The following is an 18,767-nucleotide window of genomic DNA, read 5'->3' as shown; positions in this document are numbered from 1 at the left end:
AACGTCCACTTCTGTAGAGCCGAGCCATGCGCGGCTGCTGTCACCCCCGATGCCGCAACAACATCTGCGTCATCAATGCCCGCAACGCGGGCGGTCGCACCGGCTTGAGCAGGAAGCCCCAGCCGTTCTCGGCGGCATGCGCCTTCAGTGCATCATCACGCTCGGCGGTCACCAGGATCACCGGCGGTCGCGCCTTCCACAGCGTGCAAAGCGCTTCATACAGGTCCGGTCCGTGCCATTGCCCCATGCGCACGTCCAGCAGCAGCAACTGCGGTACGTTCAGCGCACTGGCGATTTCCAGTGCACCCTGCGGACCGTCGGCAAGTTCCACCTGGCAGCCCCAGCGTTCCAGCAGCGCGCGGGTCGCCGCACAGACGTGGGGATCATCGTCGATGCTCCACACTCGGCATTGTCGCAGTGGGCTGTCATCGGAGGGTTCGCTCGCGATGACAGGCGCTGCGGCAGGTGCGATCACATCGTCGGCGCGCCCGAGTGCCACGCTCACAGCGAATACGCTGCCCTTGCCCAGTGTGGAGCGCAGGCTGATGCGGTGGCCGAGCAGGCGGCCGATGCGTTCGACGATGGCCAGGCCCAGGCCGGCGCCACGTTCCTGCTCCACACCATCGTTCAGGCGACGGAACTCTTCGAAGATCTCACCCTGCAGGCTTTCCGGAATGCCCGGGCCCTGGTCATGCACCTCAATGCGCAGCTGGTCGCCCGCACGCCGACAGCCGATCAGCACGCGTCCCTGTGGTGTGTAACGCAGCGCGTTGGACAGGAAATTCTGCAGGATACGGCGCAGCAGCGCTTCATCACTGACCACCACCGCGTGGGTGTCCACCCAATCAAGCTGCAGGCTGCGGCTCTGCGCGGCGATGCCGAACTCACGCGCCAGAGTCTCCAGTAGCGGCGAAATCGCGAAAGCGCGCACGCGTAGCTGCAACGATCCTGATTCCAACCGCGAGATATCCAGCAGGCTGTTGAGAATCGCATCCTGCGCGGCCAATGCAGCGTCGATGTGATCGCTGGTCTGCTGCTGCGCAGGGTCGCTCAGCTTGCCGCGCAGCACCGAGACGAACATGCGCGCGGCATTGAGCGGTTGCAGCAGGTCGTGCACGGCCGAGGCCACGAAGCGGCTCTTGTAGCGGTTGGCCTGTTCGGCTTCGCGGCGTGCTTCGTCCAGGTCGTGGGTGCGTTCGGCAATACGGTGTTCCAGTGCATCGGCCAGCGAGCGCAGTTCGCGCGCGGCGTTCTTGTAGCTGGTGATGTCGGCGTAGCTGGTGACGAAGCCACCATCGGGCAGGGGATTGCCGCGGATTTCCAGCACCGTACCGTCGTCCTTCTCACTCTCGCGCATGTGCGGGCGGCCGCTGCGCAGGTGGTTCAGGCGGCGCTCGATGGCCTCGTCCACCGGGCCGGGACCGAGCAGGCCACGGCGTGCGTTGAAGCGGAACAGTTCTTCGATCGGCCGGCCCACGCGTACCAGGTCCACCGGGAAGCGGAACAGCTCCAGGTAGCGCGAATTCCACGCGACCAGACGCAGTTCGCGGTCGATCACCACCACGCCCTGCGGTAGGTGTTCGAGGCTGCGGCTGAGGCCGCTGTCGGCATCGGTAGCGGCCTGCAGCAGGCCATCCTGCGCGGTGCGCAGTTCCTGTGCATGCTGCTTGAGCAGGGTTTCCAGCTCGCGGCGGCTGCGCAGGCGATGCTTGGCCAGGCGCCGGCGCTGCTGTACGAACAGCACCAGGAAGCCCAGCGCCAGCCACGCGGCACCGCCGGTGAGTGCGGCCGCACGGCCGGCAGTGGTGGCCGCACTGGCGTCGTGCAGCAGGTGCAGGTTCCAGCCCTCAGCGGGCAGCGGCAGACTCTGCCACAGCATCGGCTGCGGCAACGCCGGATCCAGCAGGCGTACCATGCGGCCGCCGTCGGCCAGTACATCCTCGGTGCGTGCGCGCAGTGGCTGCAGGGTGCGGTCGGCGTACTGGCGGGCGTCCAGCATTTCGCGGCGCTCATCGGCGCCCAGTGGGCGCAGCAGGCGGTAGCGCCAGCTGTCACGGTTGGCCAGGAACACCACATCGTGGTCGTCACTGGCGAGCACCACATCCGGGCTGCTCAGCCACTCCTGCTCCAGTGCCGACAGCTCGACCTTGATCACCACCACGCCGAGCCGCTTGCCGTCTTCCTCGATGGCCTGCGACAGGTAGTAACCGGGAACGCCGGTGGTCATGCCGATGCCGTAGAAGCGGCCGCGGCCCTGCGCCAGCGCCTGGCGGTAATAGGGGCGATAGCTGTAGTTCTCGCCGACATTGGTGGTCGGCTGGTTCCAGTTGCTCGCCGCCACCGCCACGCCATCGTGACCGACCAGGGTCAGGGTGGAAGTGCGGGTGACTTCGTTGGCGCGTTGCAGCTTGAGGTTCAGCCGCTGCCGTTCAACAGGGGAGGGCGGCACGCGCAGTGCGTGCAGAAGGTCCGGGTCAAGCGCCAGCACCTGCGGCAACGTACCGAAGCGGTCGATGCGCTGCTGCAGGCCCTGGCCGTACAGCTGCAGCTGGCGCTGCACCTGGCTGCTTTCCTCGCCGAGCGCGCGGCGCCAGGCGTAGTGGCCTGCGGCGACCGCGCACAGCGCGGTACCGCCGACCATCACCAGCAGGGTCAGCAACAGCATCCGATGTCGGCTGAGCCAGTACATGGCGGCAGTCTACGCAGGGCCGGCGGGCGTGGCGTGCACGCCCGCCGGGGTCTGACGTGGAAGGGGTCAGAAGTGCATCTGCGCGCGCAGCTCGAAGATCTCCGGCGTGCTGTGCACGCCACGACGGCTGGCGTCGACCTTCACGTAGTTGGCCTGGAACTTGAAGTGGCTGGTCAGGTACCAGTTCGCACCCAGGGTGAGGTCATGCTGGCGGCCACCGAGGATGTCGCCGTCATCGAGATCCAGGCGGCTGTAGCGGGCCACCAGTTCCACCGCACCGTAGTTGTGCGCCGGCTTGATGTTGGCCACCGCGCCGGCGTTGTATGGGCGCGATTCGCCGGTCAGTACCCAGCTGGCCATCGCGTACTGGCCGCTGCCGGTGTAGTCGGGCTTGCCGTCATGGCGGGTGACCGTGGCGCGCAGCGCTTCGGCCTGCAGCGAGAACGGGCCGCGGATCCAGATGCCTTCCAGACCGGTGCGACGGATCTGGTCGGCAGTGACCAGCGCGCCGGAATCGACGTAGCGGATGTCGGTGAGGCCGGCTTCCGGGCGCGCGCGCAGGCGGGCGCTGGCCTCGTGGTGCACGTCGCGGCCATCGCTGTAGCCACGCGGGTTTTCCTGCGAGTAGGCCAGGCCCAGGTGGATCACATCACCCGGTGCCTTCACCGGCGTCCATACCGCACGCACGGCCTGGGTGGTGCCGGGGTTGTCGCCCTGCAGGTCCTTGCCGCCATAGGCGCCGGCCTGCAGCAGGTACTGCGGACGCTCCAGCACCCATTCCACACCGGTACGGCGGCCTTCGTAGAAGGCCTGCACCGGCAAGGAGGTCTCAAGGAAGCTGCCGGCACGCGAAGAGGTATTCGCATCCAGGCCGACCGGGGTCTTCATGTAGCCGAAGCGGAAACGGCCGACGTCGCGGCCGAAGAACGCCTTGCTCTCGAAGCGCACGAACACGTCCAGCCAGGTGTCAGCCTGGAAGTCGTAGTAGACCATTGCATCGTAGACGCCCTTCTTCTTCAGCGTCGCGCCGAATTCCTTGCGGCGCACGGCATCGTCGTCCTCGAGGCCACTGGCCGAAGAGAAGTCGTTGTAGTCGTAGGCGATGTTGGCGGTGGCCGCCAGTTCGGTGCCATCGCCGAAGGTGTACTTGGTCGGCCAGTTGTCGAAATCGGCAGCGGAGGCGAAGGCGGGAAGGGCGGCCAGCGACAGGGCCAGCAAGGTGGGAATCGGGCGCATGTTGGGTGCGGCTCTCTCAGATTGCGTGTGGACAGGACAACAACGGCCGCAAGGGCCGGAACTTTCGCAAAGACGCGCCCGGCCGTTCAGCTCGGGCCACCGGCCTCCCCAGGATCGGGCGGTGCGGCGCCAGTGTAGGCACCGTGGCCACCTGAACCGGGGGGCTAGTACCAATAGGTTATCTGCGCCGGCGTGCCCGGCGCGTACAAAGGCGTCCATTGGTCGCACCCCCTGCGCGTGCTGCACAGGGCCTGCGAGCAGTTTCCACGGTAACGGTTCCCGCGCTGTCCCGGGGCCGTACGTGCCTGAAAACGCCCCTTCCGGAGTACGCCATGCACATCCCGACCGCAGCCCCGGCGCCTGCAAAGCCGTTGCCGATCTATCGCCAGCTGTACTTCCAGGTGATCGTGGCGATCGTCCTGGGCGCCATCCTCGGCCACTACGAGCCGCTGGTTGGCGAGAAGATGAAGCCGCTCGGCGATGCCTTCATCAACCTGGTGAAGATGATCATCGCGCCGGTGATCTTCCTGACCATCGTCACCGGCATCGCCAGCATGACCCACCTGCGCACGGTGGGCCGCGTGTTCGCCAAGGCGATGGCGTACTTCCTGTTCTTCTCCACGCTGGCGCTGATCGTCGGCATGGTCGTGGCGCACGTGGTGCAGCCCGGCGCCGGCATGAACATCAACCCGGCCGAGCTGGACCAGACCGCGGTGCACAGCTACGTCGAGAAGTCGCACGACCTGACCCTGGTCGGCTTCCTGATGGACATCATTCCGAAGACGCTGGTGAGCGCCTTCGTCGACGGCAACATCCTGCAGGTGCTGTTCATCGCGGTGCTGTTCGGCATCGCGCTGGCATCGGTGGGCGAGAAGGGCAAGCCGATCCTGAATTTCCTGGAGGCGCTGGTCGCCCCGGTGTTCAAGCTGGTGCACATCCTGATGAAGGCTGCCCCGATTGGTGCCTTCGGCGCGATCGCCTTCACCATCGGCAAGTATGGCGTCGGTTCGCTGGTCAACCTGGCCTGGCTGGTGGGCTCGTTCTACCTCACCGCGTTCCTGTTCGTGGCGGTGATCCTGGGTGTGGTCTGCCGCCTGTGCGGGTTTTCGGTGTTCAAGCTGGCACGCTACCTGAAGGCCGAACTGCTGCTGGTGCTGGGCACGTCGTCGTCGGAGTCGGCGCTGCCGTCGCTGATGGAGAAGATGGAGCGTGCCGGCTGCAGCAAGTCGGTGGTCGGCCTGGTGGTTCCGACCGGCTACTCGTTCAACCTGGACGGCACCAACATCTACATGACGCTGGCCGCGCTGTTCATCGCCCAGGCCACCAACACCGAACTGACCCTGGGCCACCAGATCGCCCTGCTGCTGGTTGCCATGCTCAGCTCCAAGGGCGCGGCCGGCGTCACCGGCGCCGGCTTCATCACCCTGGCTGCTACCCTGGCCGTGGTGCCGGAAGTGCCGGTGGCCGGCATGGCGCTGATCCTGGGCGTGGACCGCTTCATGAGCGAATGCCGCTCGTTGACCAACTTCATCGGCAATGCGGTCGCTACCGTGGTGGTCTCGCGCTGGGAAGGCGCACTGGACCGCAACCGCCTGCAGCTGGCGCTGGATGGCCGCGAGAGCGAACTGCCGCCGCCGGTCGATGCGCTGCCCGAGGCGCTGCCGGCCAAGGGCTGATCCAGGTGTGTGGTACCGCGGGGCCGATCACGACAGTGGTACGGCCCCGCGGCGTTTCAAGGCGACCCATGGCTGTCATGCGGAGCGCCGAAGCTGGTCTCGCGGTACCGTCGCATACGGCACGGAATTGTGCGGTCGCAGCATGCTTGCGACAGGATAGCGACAGGTCCAGACGCTCCAACGGGGGTATCATCCCCTGTCCCTTCTGCCCATTCATGTAACCCACATCGATGTCCAACGAAGATTTCAAACAGGCCGCCCTCGATTACCACCGGATGTCCCCGCCGGGAAAGATCAAGGTTTCCGCTACCAAGCCCATGCTGACCCAGCGCGACCTGTCGCTGGCGTATTCGCCGGGCGTGGCGTACGCCTGTGAAGCGATCAAGGCCGACCCGCAGCAGGCCAGCGAGCTGACCGCTCGCGGCAACCTGGTGGCGGTGATCTCCAACGGCACCGCGGTGCTGGGCCTGGGCAACATCGGCGCGCTGGCCGGCAAGCCGGTGATGGAAGGCAAGGGCGTGCTGTTCCAGAAGTTCGCCGGCATCGATGTGTTCGACATCGAAGTCGATGAGACCGACCCGGACAAGCTGGTCGACATCATCGCCTCGCTGGAGCCGACCTTCGGCGGCATCAACCTGGAAGACATCAAGGCGCCGGAATGCTTCGTGGTCGAGCGCAAGCTGCGCGAGCGCATGAAGATCCCGGTGTTCCATGACGACCAGCACGGCACGGCGATCATCGTCGGCGCGGCGGTGCTCAACGCCATGGCGATCACCGGCAAGAAGATCGAGGAAGTGAAGCTGGCGACCACGGGCATGGGCGCGGCCGGCATTTCCTGCGTGAACATGCTGGTGCAGCTGGGCCTGAAGCCGGAGAACATCCTGGCCTTCGACCGCGAGGGCGTGATCCACACCGGTCGTACCGACCTGGACCCGGAAAAGCAGCGCTATGCGCGCGACACCGACAAGCGCACCCTGGCCGAGATCGTCGACGGCGCGGACATCTTCCTGGGCCTGTCGGCACCGGGCATCCTGACCGCCGACATGGTCAAGACCATGGCGCCGGATCCGGTGATCTTCGCGCTGGCCAACCCGACCCCGGAAATCATGCCGGAACTGGCGCGCGCCGCGCGTCCGGACGCGATCATCGGCACCGGCCGTTCGGACTACCCGAACCAGGTCAACAACGTGCTGTGCTTCCCGTACCTGTTCCGTGGTGCGCTGGACGTGGGCGCCACCGCGATCAACGAGGAAATGAAGATCGCCTGCGTGCGTGCCATCGCTGCACTGGCCCGCCGCGCCGCCACCGACATGGGCTCGGCCTACGGCGGCGACACCCCGAGCTTCGGCCGTGAATACCTGATCCCGCGTCCGTTCGACCGCCGCCTGCTGGTGGAGCTGTCGGCCGCCGTGGCCCAGGCCGCGATGGACTCGGGCGTGGCCTCGCGCCCGATCGACGACATGGGCGCCTACCGCGACAAGCTGGCCCAGTTCGTCTACCGCACCAGCCTGATGATGAAGCCGGTCTACGACCGCGCGCGCAGCGACAAGCAGCGCGTGGTGTACGCCGAAGGCGAAGAGGAAGTGGTGCTGCAGGCGGTGCAGAACGTGGTCGATGACGGCCTGGCGCACCCGATCCTGATCGGTCGCCCGGAAGTGATCGAATCGCGCATCGAGCGCCTCGGCCTGCGCCTGAAGATCGGCGAGAACGTTGAAGTCACCAACATCAACGACGACCCGCGCTTCAACGAGTACTGGCAGTACTACCACGGCCTGACCGGCCGTCGTGGCGTGACCGTGGCCGCGGCGAAGAACCTGATGCGTTCGCGCCCGACCCTGATCGCCGCAGTGATGGTGGCGCGTGGCGAAGCCGATGCGATGCTGACCGGCATCGTCGGCCGCTTCCACAAGAAGCTGGGCTACGTGCGCAGCGTGCTGCCGCTGGAGCCGAAGGTCACCTCGACCTCGGCGATGACCGGCGTGATCAACCAGCAGGGCGTGTTCTTCTTCGTCGATACCCACGTGCAGGAAGACCCGACCGCCGAGCAGCTGTGCGAAGCGACCCTGCAGGCGGCCTACCGCATGAAGCTGTTCGGCATAGAGCCGAAGGTCGCGCTGCTGTCGCACTCCAACTTTGGCAGCCATGATTCGAAGGACGCGCTGAAGATGCGCCAGGTGCGCGAGCTGCTGCTCAAGCGCAACCCGCGTCTGAACGTGGACGGGGAAATGCAGGGCGACACCGCATGGGACGAAGCGCTGCGCCAGAAGCTGCTGCCGGGCTCGACCCTGCAGGGCCGTGCCAACCTGTTCGTGCTGCCGAACTTGGAAGCGGCCAACATCGCCTACAACCTGGTGCGTGTGTTCACCGACGGCGTGGCGATCGGCCCGATCCTGATGGGCGTGAACAAGCCGGTGCACATCCTGACCACCAGCGCGACCTCGCGCCGGATCCTGAACATGACCGCGATCGCCGCGGTCGATGCGCAGATCAGGAAACAGCTGGAAGCGGAAAAGAAGGCGTAAGCCTTCTTTCCAGCGACAGCTGCAGAAACGCGCCCCATGGGGCGCGTTTCTGTTTCCGCGAAGCGGAAACGGGTAGAGCCGGCCGCTGGCCGGCAACCACAATGATGTCCAGGTACGACGACAGCCGGCCAGCGGCCGGCTCTACCCCGGTCCGTGCCACACGCGCTACGCAGCCCGGTCATTTCCCTGCAACGCCATTGCGGCCCAATACGCCCACGCGGCCCGGCCGTGGGAAGGGACCGGACCGGCCTTCCCACCCTGGGCCCGACCATCTCCCCATCGGCGAAAGTGTCATGCGCAATCGAGTGACCCGGCGGTACTTCCAGCAGCTGTTCGCGCTCTACGCCGGTTTCGTGCGGTCGCGCTGAGGCCGCCAGCCGCCACGGCACGTCGGGCATCCGTGCCCATCGTGCACGCGGCTTACTGCGCCGTGCTCGGCGCCAGCAGCTCGATCTCCGCCAGCGGCATCCGGCCCGGTGCGACCAAGCGCAGTCGGTATTCGCTGTAGCGGCCGGGTTTGGCGATGCGGAACGGACGGGTCTGGCGGGCGGATTCGAAGTCTTCGCCGCTGCGCTGGTCGAGCACGGTCCAGCTGCCGCCGCCGTAGCGTGCCTCCAACGTCCACTCACCGCCCTGGATGCGGCCGTCACCGCTGGTGAGCGTGTACATCGTCGGCGTGCCGTCGCTCAGTCCGGTCAGCGCGATGGTTGCGCCGCCGCCCAGGCCCACGGTGGTGCTCGCATCGTCATCGACCAGTGCGGGCAGGGCACGGCCATCGGCCAGCATCGCCTTCGCGCCGCTGCCGAGCAGGTCGTGCAGCAGCTGCGGACGCTGGCCGCGCGCGGTCAACGAGCGCGGCACATCGTCCACGCCGCTGCCCCAGCGCGAGGGACGGGGTCCCATCACGAAGTCGAGGGTCGCGCCCTTGGCGATCAGGTCGTGCGGCACCCAGGTCTTCGTCCACGGCGTACCGTTGATCTTCAGCGACTGCACGTAGACGTTCTCGCGCGAGTTGTTGGCCGCGTTCACGGTCAGCACCGCGCCACCCTGCAGCTCCACCCGTGCGTGCTCGAATGCCGGCGAGCCGATCACGTACTCCGGGGCGCCCATGCGCAGCGGGTACAGGCCCAGCGAGGCCAGCACGTACCATGCCGAGGTTTCGCCGTTGTCCTCATCGCCCGGATAGCCCTGGCCGATCTCGCTGCCGACGTACAGCCGCGACAGGATCTCGCGCACGTGCTGCTGGGTTTTCCACGGCTGCCCGGCATACAGGTACATCCACGGGATGTGGTGCGCAGGCTGGTTGCTGTGCGCGTACATGCCCATGCGCACGTCGCGTGCTTCGGTCATCTCGTGGATGGTGCCGCCGTAGGAGCCCGCAAGTGCCGGATCCGCGGTTTCCGGCGTGGCGAAGAAGGTATCCAGCTTCGCCGCCAGCTTTTCGCGGCCACCGTACAGCGCGGCCAGGCCTTCGCCGTCATGGGCGGCGGTGAAGGCGAAGGTCCAGCCGTTGGATTCGGTGTAATCGTGGCCCCACACGCGCGGGTCGTAGTCCTTGGCGTCCACGCGCCAGCGGCCATCGGCCTTGCGGCCCTGGAAGAAGCCGGCGGCAGGGTCGAACATCGTCGCGTAGCTGGCGGCGCGGTGGCGGAAGTAGTCGGCCTCGGTGCTGTAGCGCTCGCGTGCGGCAGGTGCGGTCGCGCGCTTGGCCAGGGCATCGGCCATGTTGGCGATGCCGAAGTCATTGAGTGCGCCTTCCATCGTCCACGACATGCCCTCATGCACGTCGGCGCTGGCGTAGCCCCGGAAGGTCGAACGGTCCATGCCCTTGCGGCCGACATGGCGGTCGGGTGGTACCACGGTCGCGTTCTTCAGCGCGGCGGCATAGGCCTCGGCCGGATCGAAACCGCCGATGCCCTTCAGCCAGGCATCGGCGAACGCCACGTCAGAGCTGGTGCCGACCATCAGGTCGGCGTAGCCCGGCGACGACCAGCGCGCGATCCAGCCGCCGGCACGGTACTGCTCGATGAAGCCCTGTACCAGCTGCCCGGCATCCTCCGGAGTGAACAGCGCATAGGCCGGCCAGGTGGTGCGGAAGGTGTCCCAGAAGCCGTTGTTGACGAATACCTTGCCGTCGCGCACGGCGGCATAGCTGCGGGTCGCGCTGCCCTCGGTGTTGTCATCGCTGGCGCTGGCCTGGTTGGCGTAGCGCCACTCCGGTGCGGCGGCGCTGCCCACGTTCTCGTGGCCGGAATTGGGGTACAGGAACAGCCGATACAGGCTGGAATACAGCGTGGTCTTCTGGTCGTCGCTGGCATCGCCGATGTCGAAACGGGCCAGGCGCGCATCCCATGCATCCTGCGCACGGCCGGCCACGCTTTCCAGCGTATCGACTGCGGCGATTTCCAGGGCCAGGTTGTGCCGTGCCTGCTCCACCGAGATCAGCGAGGTGGCGATGCGCATGGTCACCCGCCGGTCGCTGCCGGCATCGAACTTGATGTAACCGGTCGGTCGGCCGGTGTTGAGGCGCCCACTGCTGCGCCACGGCCTGTCGAAGCTGGCTGCCACGTACATGCGGCTGGCGCCGTTGGACAGCCCGCTGCGCGTATCGGTGTAGCCGGACAGTGTCTGCGTGGCAGCGTCCAGGGTCAGGCCACCGCGTGCATCGACATTGTCGAACAGCAGGTTGGCGTCGCCGCCTTCGGGGAAATCAAAGCGGAACAGCGCGGCATGATCGGTCGGCGCGATGGCGGCCGCGATGCCGTTGTCGAAGCGAACGTCGTAGCGATACGGGCGCGCGCTTTCATGGCTGCGGTCGAACGACAGCGCGCGCTTGCGGCGGTCGGCCTCCGGCACACCACGACTGGCCGAGGGCATCACCTGGAAGGTCTGGCGGTCGCCCATCCACGGGCTGGGCTGATGGCTCAGCGCAAGCGCCTGCAGCTGCGGGCGGTTCTGCGCGTCGTTCTGCTCGTTCCAGCGGTACAGCCAGTTCAGCGCACCGGCATCGGTGACCGGGGTCCAGAAGTTGAACCCGTGCGGCACCGCCGTGGCCGGGAAATTGTTGCCGCGCGAGAAGGTGCCGTTGGCCTGGGTGCCGCGGGTGGTCAGCACCCAGTCGGAGACGCGCGCTGGCTGCTGACGTGGCACTGTGTCCAGGCGCACGTCATCAATCCAGCCGGAGACCGGTGCGCCGTCGGCACTGGCCACCTCCAGTTCGATCGCCACCACGCGGCGGCCCTTCAGCGCGGGCACATCGCCCAGCCGCACCGCCTTGCGTGCCCATTGCTGCGGGTACAGCGTCTTCGAGTCACCCTGCGCGCGTGCGCCGATGGCTACGCCGTGCTGGTCGCGTGCAGTGCCGGCCGAAACCCGACTGCCATCGTCCAGCAGCAGGTCCAGTGATACATAGGTCGAGGCCACGGTGTCCTTGCCGACGATCTCCGGCAGCACCAGCCACGACAGGGTGGTATCGGCCTCGATGGTCATGTCCGCCTTGAACAGCTCGCGCCGCGCGCTGCCGCCTTCGCTGCTGTAGCGCAGTGCGTGCAGGCCGCTGTAGCCGGCATTGCGCTTGGCGGCGTAGGGCGCCGCGGGGCCGTTGCCGATCGTGACCTGCAATGCGCCTGTGGCCGGTGCCGGAGCCGGCTGGCCCGGTTCGAACGAGGTCTGCAGCCCCTGTGCCAGTACCGGCATCGCAGTGGTCGCACAGGCAAGGGCCAGGGCGAGCGGAAGCAGGGCGCGGCGTGGATCGGACAGGGTCATGCAAGGGTCTCCCGGGAGGGCAGGCGGCGGGCAGAACCCGCATCGGCAGACACCACGGGCAGCATCGCTCCGCCCGCCTGGATGGCAGTGGAAGAGGCGATGCTGGTCCGGTGGGGCGGGCCATGCGATCGGGTCGGATTGGGCAGGTCGGGCTGCGACCTGGCCCGATCCTGCAACAGCCGCAGCGGCCTGACAAGTGCCATTTAGTTCGATCCAAATGCGGGAAATATCGTGGTCGAGAGGTTTTCGGGGGGAACCTGCAGGATCGATGGGAGAATTTCCGCCCGTGCCCGGCCTTGGATCTGCCATGCATCGCTGCGAGGAAATGCCCGGCGGCACGCAAAGGCCTGTTGCGGCGCAATGTCGAGGCGGCCCGGATGCTAGAATCACAGGCCTCGCAACCCGTTCATCGACATCCGCCATGAGCCATACCGCCACCGCGCCCGCCAACGCCGAGAAGCGCTACACCGTGCACCGCAGCGATCTGCCGCTGAGCTGCCCGACCCCGGAAATGGCGCTGTGGAACTCGCATCCGCGCGTGTACCTGCCGATCGAAGACGAGCCCAACGGCGAAGCGCAGTGCCCGTACTGCGGTTCCGTGTTCGTGCTGGCCGACTAAGCGGCCGCCCCTTCGATGCGCCGATTGACCGTGGTGCAGTTGCTGCCGGCGCTGCACTCCGGCGGTGTCGAGCGCTCGACCCTGGAAATTGCTGCGGCCCTGGTCGCCGCCGGCCATCGTGCGCTGGTGGTCTCTGCCGGTGGCCGCCTGGTGCAGCCACTGCTCGACAGCGGTGCCGAGCATCTCACGCTCGACATCGGCCGCAAGTCGCTGCTGACCCTGCGCCACCTGCCGACCCTGCGCCGCCTGTTCGCCGAGGTTGGCGCCGACATCGTGCATGCCCGTTCGCGGCTGCCAGCCTGGCTGGGCCTGTACGCGATCCGTGCGATGCCCGCCGCGCAGCGCCCGCATTGGGTGACTACCGTGCACGGGTTGAACTCGCCCAGCCGCTACAGCGCGGTGATGACCAGCGGTGAACGCGTGATCTGCGTATCCAATACCGTACGCGACTACGTGCAGCGGCATTACCCGACCGTTCCCGAAGCGACCCTGCAGGTGATTCCGCGTGGCGTCGATGTCGGCCAGTTCCCACGCGTGGCGCGTGCCGATCGCCGTCCGCGGCTGGCGCTTGCGGCCGATTACCCATGGCTGGCGCAGGTTGAAGGCCCGCTGCTGCTGCTGCCGGGGCGTGGCACCCGGCTGAAGGGCCACGCACACGCATTGCAGCTGCTGGCGGATGTGCGTGCCGCCGGCGTGCCGGCACAGCTGTGGATGCTGGGCACCAATGAGCCGGGCCGTGAAGCCTACGTGGCCGACCTGCGCCGGCAGGCCGTTGCTTTGGGCGTGACCGATGCCGTGCAGATCAGCACGCCGACCGCGCGCATCGCCCAGGCCTATGCGGCCAGCGACCTGGTGCTGCAGTTGTCGGACAAGCCCGAAGCGTTCGGCCGCACCGTGGTCGAGGCGCTGTCGGTCGGCCGCCCGGTGCTGGGCTGGGACCATGGTGGCGTCGGCGAACTGCTTCGGCAGCTGCAACCCAGCGGCGCGGTGCCGCTCGGTGATGCACGCGCGCTGGGTGAACGTGCGCTGGCCCTGCTGGCGCAGCCACCGTCGTTGCCGACCCGCATCCCGTTTACCCTGCAGGCCATGCAGCGCGATACCCTCCGCCTCTATGCCGATCTCGCCGGCTGATCCCGCCGTCATCCTGCGCGACGACCGCGCCGGGCGCTGGGCGCCCTGGTGGGTGCTGGCGTACGTGGCGCTGTGGCCGCTGCCGGGCATCGCTGAAACCGTGCTCGGGCTTGGCGCGCTGTACGCCGCCGCGCGCATGGTCATGCGCCGGCTGCAGCGCCGCCCGCACCTGCTGAGCACGGCAGCCTGGGCACTGACCTCGATCCTGTTCCTCGGCTACTGGCTGCCGCAGGCGTTCTCGGCCATCGATGCCATTGATCCGGCGGCGTCCTGGACCAAGGCTGCTGCGGGTCTGCGCTACCTGCCCTTCATGTGGCTGGTGGCGATTGCTGTGGCCACGCCGGAACGGCGACGCCTGACCTTCGGTGGCCTTGCGTTGATCACCGCTGCGTGGACGCTGGATGCGCTGGTGCAGGCGGCAGCGGGTACCAGCCCGTGGTTCTGGTCGCTGGAACACCTGAAGCTTGCGGTGAGCGGTCGTGCACTGTGCCCGGCAGATGAGGCCGCATTGGCCGACCGGCTCAGTGGCGCCCTGGGGCCGTGCAACCTGAAATTCGGCCAGGTGCTGGCCAGCCTGTCGCCGTTCCTGTTGCTGCCGGTGGCGCGCCGCTTCGGTAATCGGGGCTGGCTGCTGGCGGCCGCCACGCTGGGAAGTGTGCTGCTGCTGGCCGGCTCGCGCGCCTCGTGGATCACCTTCGCACTGGTGCTGGCCTACAGCGGCGTGCGCCAGTTCGGCTGGAAGCGGTTGGCGGTGCTGGCACTGGTGGCCGTTCTCGGAGCTGGCGTGCTGACCGCCAGCGTGCCGCAGCTGCGTGAGCGCTTCGCACGTACGGCGATGGCCTGGGAGGGCGGCGACCGTGGTGTCGACGAGGCGCTGTCCGGCCGTGCGAGGATCTGGGAAGCGGCTGTCTGCATGATCGAGGAGCACCCGATCAACGGTGTCGGCGCGCGTGGCTTCCGCGATGCCTATCCGGCCTGCGTGGCCGATGAAGACCCGGCGGTGTGGGGCAGTGCGCCGGCATTGCACGCCCATCAGATCGTGTTGGAGATCCTGGCGGAGACCGGTGTGCTCGGCCTGCTGCTGTGGCTGGCGGCGGTCGCCCAGGCCTGGCGGGCATGGCGCTACGCGCCGGCCGCCGCCCGTGAGCGTGCGCGGCCGGCGATGCTGGCGCTGGCAGTCACGGTGTTCCCGCTCAACACGCACCTGGCGTTCTATTCCGCGTTCTGGGGTGGTCTGACCGTGCTGCTGGCGGCCCTGTTCGCCGGCAGCCTGCTGGCCCGCGACGCAGACGATTCCCCGCCGATGCAGTAGCTGCCAACCTTGGTTGGCTCCCCGGGACCGGCCTCGGTTCATCGGCGCCAACCAAGGTTGGCGACTACCACGTGCACGCCGGCCCTTCCACCGCATCCGGTTATTTGTAGAAATCGCTCCGGCCGCCGGGCTGGCGCTTGAAACGGCGGTGGATCCACAGGTACTGGTCGGGCGCCTCGCGCACCATTTCCTCGATGGCCTGGTTGACCCGCGTGGTATCGGCTTCCACATCCTCGCTGGGGAAATTCTCCAGCGGTGCACCAATCTTCAGGATGTACTTCCCACCTTCGCGGCGGTGGAAATAGGGGATCACCGCGCAACCGGTCATCCGCGCCAGCTGGTGGGTGGCGGTGATGGTGGAAGCGGTGTGGCCGAAGAACGGCACGAACACGGTGTCCTTGCCACGCATGTCCTGGTCCGGCGCATACCAGAGGAAGCCGCCCTTCTTCAGGTGGCGCACGGTGGCGCGGATGTCCTCGTTGGCGAACATCGCCTTGGCATAGCGCAGGCGGCCGAACTTCACCGCCCACTCGTATACCGGGTTCTTGTGCTTGCGGTACATGCCGGACAGGTCGACGTAGTCGCACAGCAGGCGGCCGCACATCTCCAGGGTCATGAAGTGGCCGGAGACCAGCAGCACGCCACGTCCTTCGGCCTGCATCTGCCGCAGGTGTTCCAGGCCTTCGATCCGCACCTGCGGGCGGATGCTGTCGATGCTGCCCCACCAGGCGCGGATGCACTCGAACACGCCCACGCCCAGCGCATCGAAGCTGTCGCGCACCAGGCGCTGGCGCCAGGCTTCGTCCTTCTCGGGGAAGCACAGTTGCAGGTTGACCTCGGCGGCGCGGCGGCGGCTGCCGAGCAGGCGCCAGGTGATCCAGCCGACGCCCCGGCCCAGCGCGCGCTGCAGCATCCACGGCAGGCGGGCGATGGCGAAGGCGCCGAACATGGCGGCGAACATCGGCCAGTTGCGCGGATCGCGCAGCGACGGGCGGACGGCGGTGGAGGCATCTGACATGGGGCCATTCTACCAAGGCGGCCGCGTGTCTTTCCCGGGGGGCTCCCGTATCCTTGCCGCATGCGTAAAGACCCTGTCGAATGGATCCTGCGCGGCCTGTACTCGGCTGTGCTCTACATCCTGCTGCCGATCACCGTGTACCACCTGGTCTGGCGCGGCTTCCGGGTTCGCGAGTATTTCCGGCGCTGGGACGAGCGCTACGCCTCCTATCCACAGCCGACCGGCCAGCCACGGGTCTGGCTGCACGCGGTGTCGGTGGGCGAGGTCAATGCCGCCGCACCACTGGTGAACGCCCTGCGCGAGCAGCGCCCGGACATCCGCTGGGTGATCACCACCATCACCCCGACTGGTTCGGAGCGCGTGCGCGCGCTGTGGGGCGATGCGCTGGACCACGTCTACCTGCCGTACGACGTGCCGGGCAGCGTCAACCGCTTCCTCGGCCATTTCCGGCCCAGCCTGGCACTGATCCTGGAAACCGAGCTGTGGCCGAACATGCTGTTCGGCTGCCGTGACCGTGGGATTCCGGTCTACATCCTCAATGCGCGCCTGTCGGCACGTTCGCTGCGCGGCTACCGGCTGCTGGCGGCGCTGATCCGGCGCGCTCTGCGCACCGTCACCTGCGTGGCCGCGCAGTCGCAGGACGATGCGGACCGCTTCGTGCAGCTCGGCGCTGCCCCGGAGCAGGTGCAGGCGCTGGGCAACCTGAAGTTCGACATCACCACGCCGGAGGTGCAGGGCTTCGTCGAGCAGTTTCATGCCCGGGTGCCAGCCGGGCGTCCGGTGTGGATCGCCGCCAGTACCCACGATGGCGAAGAACAGGCAGTGGTCGACCTGCACCGCCGCCTGCGCCAGCAGCATCCCGACCTGCTGCTGCTGTGGGCGCCGCGGCATCCCGAGCGCTTCCCGAAGGTGGAGGCGCTGGCGCGCGAGCAGGGCTGGAACGTGGCCACCCGGCGCGCGAAGCAGTGGCCGGAAGCGGGCACCGACGTGTTCGTCATCGACACCCTCGGTGAACTGATGCCGTTCTACGCCTGTGCCCAGGTCGCCTTTGTCGGCGGCAGCCTGCAGCCGATCGGCGGCCACAACCTGCTGGAGCCGGCAGCGATGGGCACCGCTGCCGTGACCGGCCCGCACCTGCACAACTTCGCGGAGATCTCGCGCCGCATGCGTGAGGCGGGTGCACTGCTGATCGGTGAGGACGTGCAGGCGGTCGGTGACCTGTTGCAGCACCTGCTCGACGATGCACAGGCACGCGAAGACATGGCGCGCGCTGGCTGCACGCTGGTGAGCAATGGCCGCGGCGCCCTGCAGCGCACGCTGGCGCTGGTCGCGCCGCATCTGCCGCCACCGCGCAGCTGAGACGGGCGCCGGCAGCCGGCGCGTCGACTGACGTGATCGACTGCATCAATTCTGCTTAGCGATCGGAATCCTGTCGCAGCAGGACCGGGTACGGGCCTTTCATCGTGTCTTCGATCACATCGCAGCGCCCCCGGTACGGTTTCTGATACCGCCCCTCGGCGCAGGCTGCCAGCCTGCTGTCGACCGCACTTGGGCGGATATCAAGGGGACTTGCGATGGACAGCGACAACGGCCGCGACCGGGATGCCTGCCTTGGCATGGATCATGTCGCGGCGCTGGCACTGGCGCTACTGCTGGGGGGCAGCGTGATCGCCCTGGTCGGCCAGCACACCGCCGCGCGGGCGGGACCGGCCATCGTACTGAGCCTGGTATTGGCCGCGCTGGGTACTGCGCCGGTGCTGTATTGCCTGCATGTCCTGAACCAGCAGCGACCCGCCGGCGGGGGCCTGCATGGCGTGCTGCAGGCCAGCTGGGGCAGGGCGGGAGCGGGTGTACTCAGCGGCGTGCTGCTGCTGGAACTGGTGGTGACCAGTGCGGGCGTGGCGCAGTCCATCGCCAGCCACCTGCAGGTGCTGCTGGCCCGCTGCGGTATCGAGGCCGGAAACGGGATGCCGGTTCAGCTGCTGGCCGCCACCGGACTATGGCTGCTTGGCATGGTCGGGCTGCTGCCGCCACGTCACGTCGCATTGATTGTCTGTGCGCTGCTGACGGTGAAGATCGGCATTGGCCTGCTGCTGCTGGCACTGGCGGCCCGTTACGTGCACTACGCACTTTGGATTCCATGGTTGCCGGAAGCCACGGCGCCGTATCGCTACGGGCTGGGTGGGGTACTGGCGGCGAGCGTGCCGCTGCTCGGCGTGTTCGCCAGCGTCGGCCTTGCGCTGGGAATTCCCGGCATGGGCCGGCAGGCGAGGGCACGACAGCCGCTGCTGCTGGCGGGGATGCTGCTGTTGGCCATGCTGCTGTTGATCGTACTTGCTGCGCTGCAGGCGGGCCTGGTGGAGTTCCCGGCATTGGCCAGCACGCGACCGTTGTCGGTGGCGCTGCAGCAGCACCCGCAGCTGCACTGGATGATGCCGTTGCTGCCACTGGCCGGCGCGGCCGGGTTGGCGGCGCTGCTTCTGGTACTGATGATGTTGGCCGCGCGCCTGGCGACGCAGCTGCGGTCTGCGGCCGGCCCTGCAGCGCCCGGCTTCCAGGCGCGACTGACGTGGGTCGCGGTGGTCCTGTCGGCGGCACTGCTGGCGCTGCTGGCACCCATCGGTGCGCTGCCGGTGCTGCCGGGTCCGGCCACCCTGCTGGTGATGGCGGCCTTGTGCCTGGCCGTGCTTCACGTGCAGGTGCCACCCTCGCGCGTCCTGCCGGTGCTTGCGCCCATGGCCGCCGTACTGTGCCTGTTGGCCGCAGTGGAGCGGATGCGCGCCTGGCCTGGCTGACGGC

Annotated in this window: 11 protein-coding genes; 7 read left to right on the top strand and 4 right to left on the bottom strand. The window is 67.8% G+C overall.

What is annotated here, in order from left to right; genetic code table 11:
• Nucleotides 1-40 precede the first annotated feature (40 nt).
• Entirely contained in the window at nt 41-2,689 is a 2,649-nt protein-coding gene (locus tag SriyCCGPB3_RS17795) for a hybrid sensor histidine kinase/response regulator (RefSeq protein ID WP_110713596.1), read from the bottom strand.
• A 66-nt stretch (nt 2,690-2,755) separates the two neighbouring features.
• Nucleotides 2,756-3,925 (bottom strand): OprO/OprP family phosphate-selective porin, encoded by a 1,170-nt coding sequence (locus SriyCCGPB3_RS17790; protein ID WP_180847767.1) that lies wholly within the window; start codon nt 3,923-3,925, stop codon nt 2,756-2,758.
• 332 nt (nt 3,926-4,257) lie between these two features.
• On the opposite strand from SriyCCGPB3_RS17790, the gene SriyCCGPB3_RS17785 reads away from it, so the two are divergent.
• Nucleotides 4,258-5,601, top strand: a complete 1,344-nt coding sequence (locus tag SriyCCGPB3_RS17785; protein WP_110713592.1) for a dicarboxylate/amino acid:cation symporter — start codon at nt 4,258-4,260, stop codon at nt 5,599-5,601.
• Nucleotides 5,602-5,831: 230 nt separating this feature from the next.
• Nucleotides 5,832-8,123, top strand: coding sequence for an NADP-dependent malic enzyme (locus tag SriyCCGPB3_RS17780; RefSeq protein WP_014038426.1), 2,292 nt, complete (start codon nt 5,832-5,834; stop codon nt 8,121-8,123).
• A 420-nt stretch (nt 8,124-8,543) separates the two neighbouring features.
• Here the strand turns inward: SriyCCGPB3_RS17780 and SriyCCGPB3_RS17775 are convergent, their stop codons facing one another.
• Nucleotides 8,544-11,888, bottom strand: a complete 3,345-nt coding sequence (locus SriyCCGPB3_RS17775; RefSeq protein WP_350259582.1) for a GH92 family glycosyl hydrolase — start codon at nt 11,886-11,888, stop codon at nt 8,544-8,546.
• A gap of 421 nt (nt 11,889-12,309) precedes the next feature.
• Between SriyCCGPB3_RS17775 and SriyCCGPB3_RS17770 the strand changes: the two genes are divergently transcribed.
• Genes SriyCCGPB3_RS17770 through SriyCCGPB3_RS17760 form a run of 3 tightly spaced genes read left to right on the top strand, consistent with a single transcriptional unit; the run spans nt 12,310 to nt 14,950 of the window.
• Entirely contained in the window at nt 12,310-12,507 is a 198-nt protein-coding gene (locus tag SriyCCGPB3_RS17770) for a zinc-finger domain-containing protein (RefSeq protein WP_005410967.1), read from the top strand.
• A gap of 15 nt (nt 12,508-12,522) precedes the next feature.
• Nucleotides 12,523-13,638 (top strand): glycosyltransferase, encoded by a 1,116-nt coding sequence (locus tag SriyCCGPB3_RS17765; RefSeq protein ID WP_350259581.1) that lies wholly within the window; start codon nt 12,523-12,525, stop codon nt 13,636-13,638.
• Complete coding sequence (locus tag SriyCCGPB3_RS17760; RefSeq protein WP_350259580.1) at nt 13,619-14,950, top strand: O-antigen ligase family protein; 1,332 nt, start codon at nt 13,619-13,621, stop codon at nt 14,948-14,950. The genes SriyCCGPB3_RS17765 and SriyCCGPB3_RS17760 overlap by 20 nt, the downstream gene beginning before the upstream one ends.
• A 100-nt stretch (nt 14,951-15,050) precedes the next feature.
• On the opposite strand, the gene SriyCCGPB3_RS17755 is transcribed toward SriyCCGPB3_RS17760, so the two are convergent.
• Nucleotides 15,051-15,968: an LpxL/LpxP family Kdo(2)-lipid IV(A) lauroyl/palmitoleoyl acyltransferase gene (locus SriyCCGPB3_RS17755; protein WP_110713586.1), complete on the bottom strand. Its 918-nt coding sequence runs from the start codon at nt 15,966-15,968 to the stop codon at nt 15,051-15,053.
• A gap of 60 nt (nt 15,969-16,028) precedes the next feature.
• Here SriyCCGPB3_RS17755 and waaA point away from each other — a divergent pair, with 60 nt between their 5' ends.
• Both waaA and SriyCCGPB3_RS17745 read left to right on the top strand, forming a co-directional pair.
• Nucleotides 16,029-17,327 (top strand): lipid IV(A) 3-deoxy-D-manno-octulosonic acid transferase, encoded by a 1,299-nt coding sequence (waaA, locus tag SriyCCGPB3_RS17750; RefSeq protein WP_110713584.1) that lies wholly within the window; start codon nt 16,029-16,031, stop codon nt 17,325-17,327.
• A 215-nt stretch (nt 17,328-17,542) separates the two neighbouring features.
• Nucleotides 17,543-18,763, top strand: a complete 1,221-nt coding sequence (locus SriyCCGPB3_RS17745; protein ID WP_350259579.1) for an amino acid transporter — start codon at nt 17,543-17,545, stop codon at nt 18,761-18,763.
• Nucleotides 18,764-18,767: the final 4 nt, after the last annotated feature.

Origin of the sequence: Stenotrophomonas riyadhensis, from assembly GCF_040256885.1 — a bacterium.
In the GTDB taxonomy this organism is placed as follows: Bacteria; Pseudomonadota; Gammaproteobacteria; order Xanthomonadales; family Xanthomonadaceae; genus Stenotrophomonas; species Stenotrophomonas riyadhensis.
This window is presented reverse-complemented; position numbering and strand designations above follow the sequence as displayed.

Bases quoted from the DNA above. Each gene is read 5' to 3' on its own strand.
- waaA (WP_110713584.1), top strand. From the start codon at position 16,029: ATGCGTAAAGACCCTGTCGAATGGATCCTGCGCGGCCTGTACTCGGCT.
- SriyCCGPB3_RS17775 (WP_350259582.1), bottom strand. From the start codon at position 11,888: ATGACCCTGTCCGATCCACGCCGCGCCCTGCTTCCGCTCGCCCTGGCC.
- SriyCCGPB3_RS17780 (WP_014038426.1), top strand. From the start codon at position 5,832: ATGTCCAACGAAGATTTCAAACAGGCCGCCCTCGATTACCACCGGATG.
- SriyCCGPB3_RS17770 (WP_005410967.1), top strand. From the start codon at position 12,310: ATGAGCCATACCGCCACCGCGCCCGCCAACGCCGAGAAGCGCTACACC.
- SriyCCGPB3_RS17760 (WP_350259580.1), top strand. From the start codon at position 13,619: ATGCCGATCTCGCCGGCTGATCCCGCCGTCATCCTGCGCGACGACCGC.
- SriyCCGPB3_RS17755 (WP_110713586.1), bottom strand. From the start codon at position 15,968: ATGTCAGATGCCTCCACCGCCGTCCGCCCGTCGCTGCGCGATCCGCGC.
- SriyCCGPB3_RS17765 (WP_350259581.1), top strand. From the start codon at position 12,523: ATGCGCCGATTGACCGTGGTGCAGTTGCTGCCGGCGCTGCACTCCGGC.
- SriyCCGPB3_RS17795 (WP_110713596.1), bottom strand. From the start codon at position 2,689: ATGTACTGGCTCAGCCGACATCGGATGCTGTTGCTGACCCTGCTGGTG.
- SriyCCGPB3_RS17785 (WP_110713592.1), top strand. From the start codon at position 4,258: ATGCACATCCCGACCGCAGCCCCGGCGCCTGCAAAGCCGTTGCCGATC.
- SriyCCGPB3_RS17745 (WP_350259579.1), top strand. From the start codon at position 17,543: ATGGACAGCGACAACGGCCGCGACCGGGATGCCTGCCTTGGCATGGAT.
- SriyCCGPB3_RS17790 (WP_180847767.1), bottom strand. From the start codon at position 3,925: ATGCGCCCGATTCCCACCTTGCTGGCCCTGTCGCTGGCCGCCCTTCCC.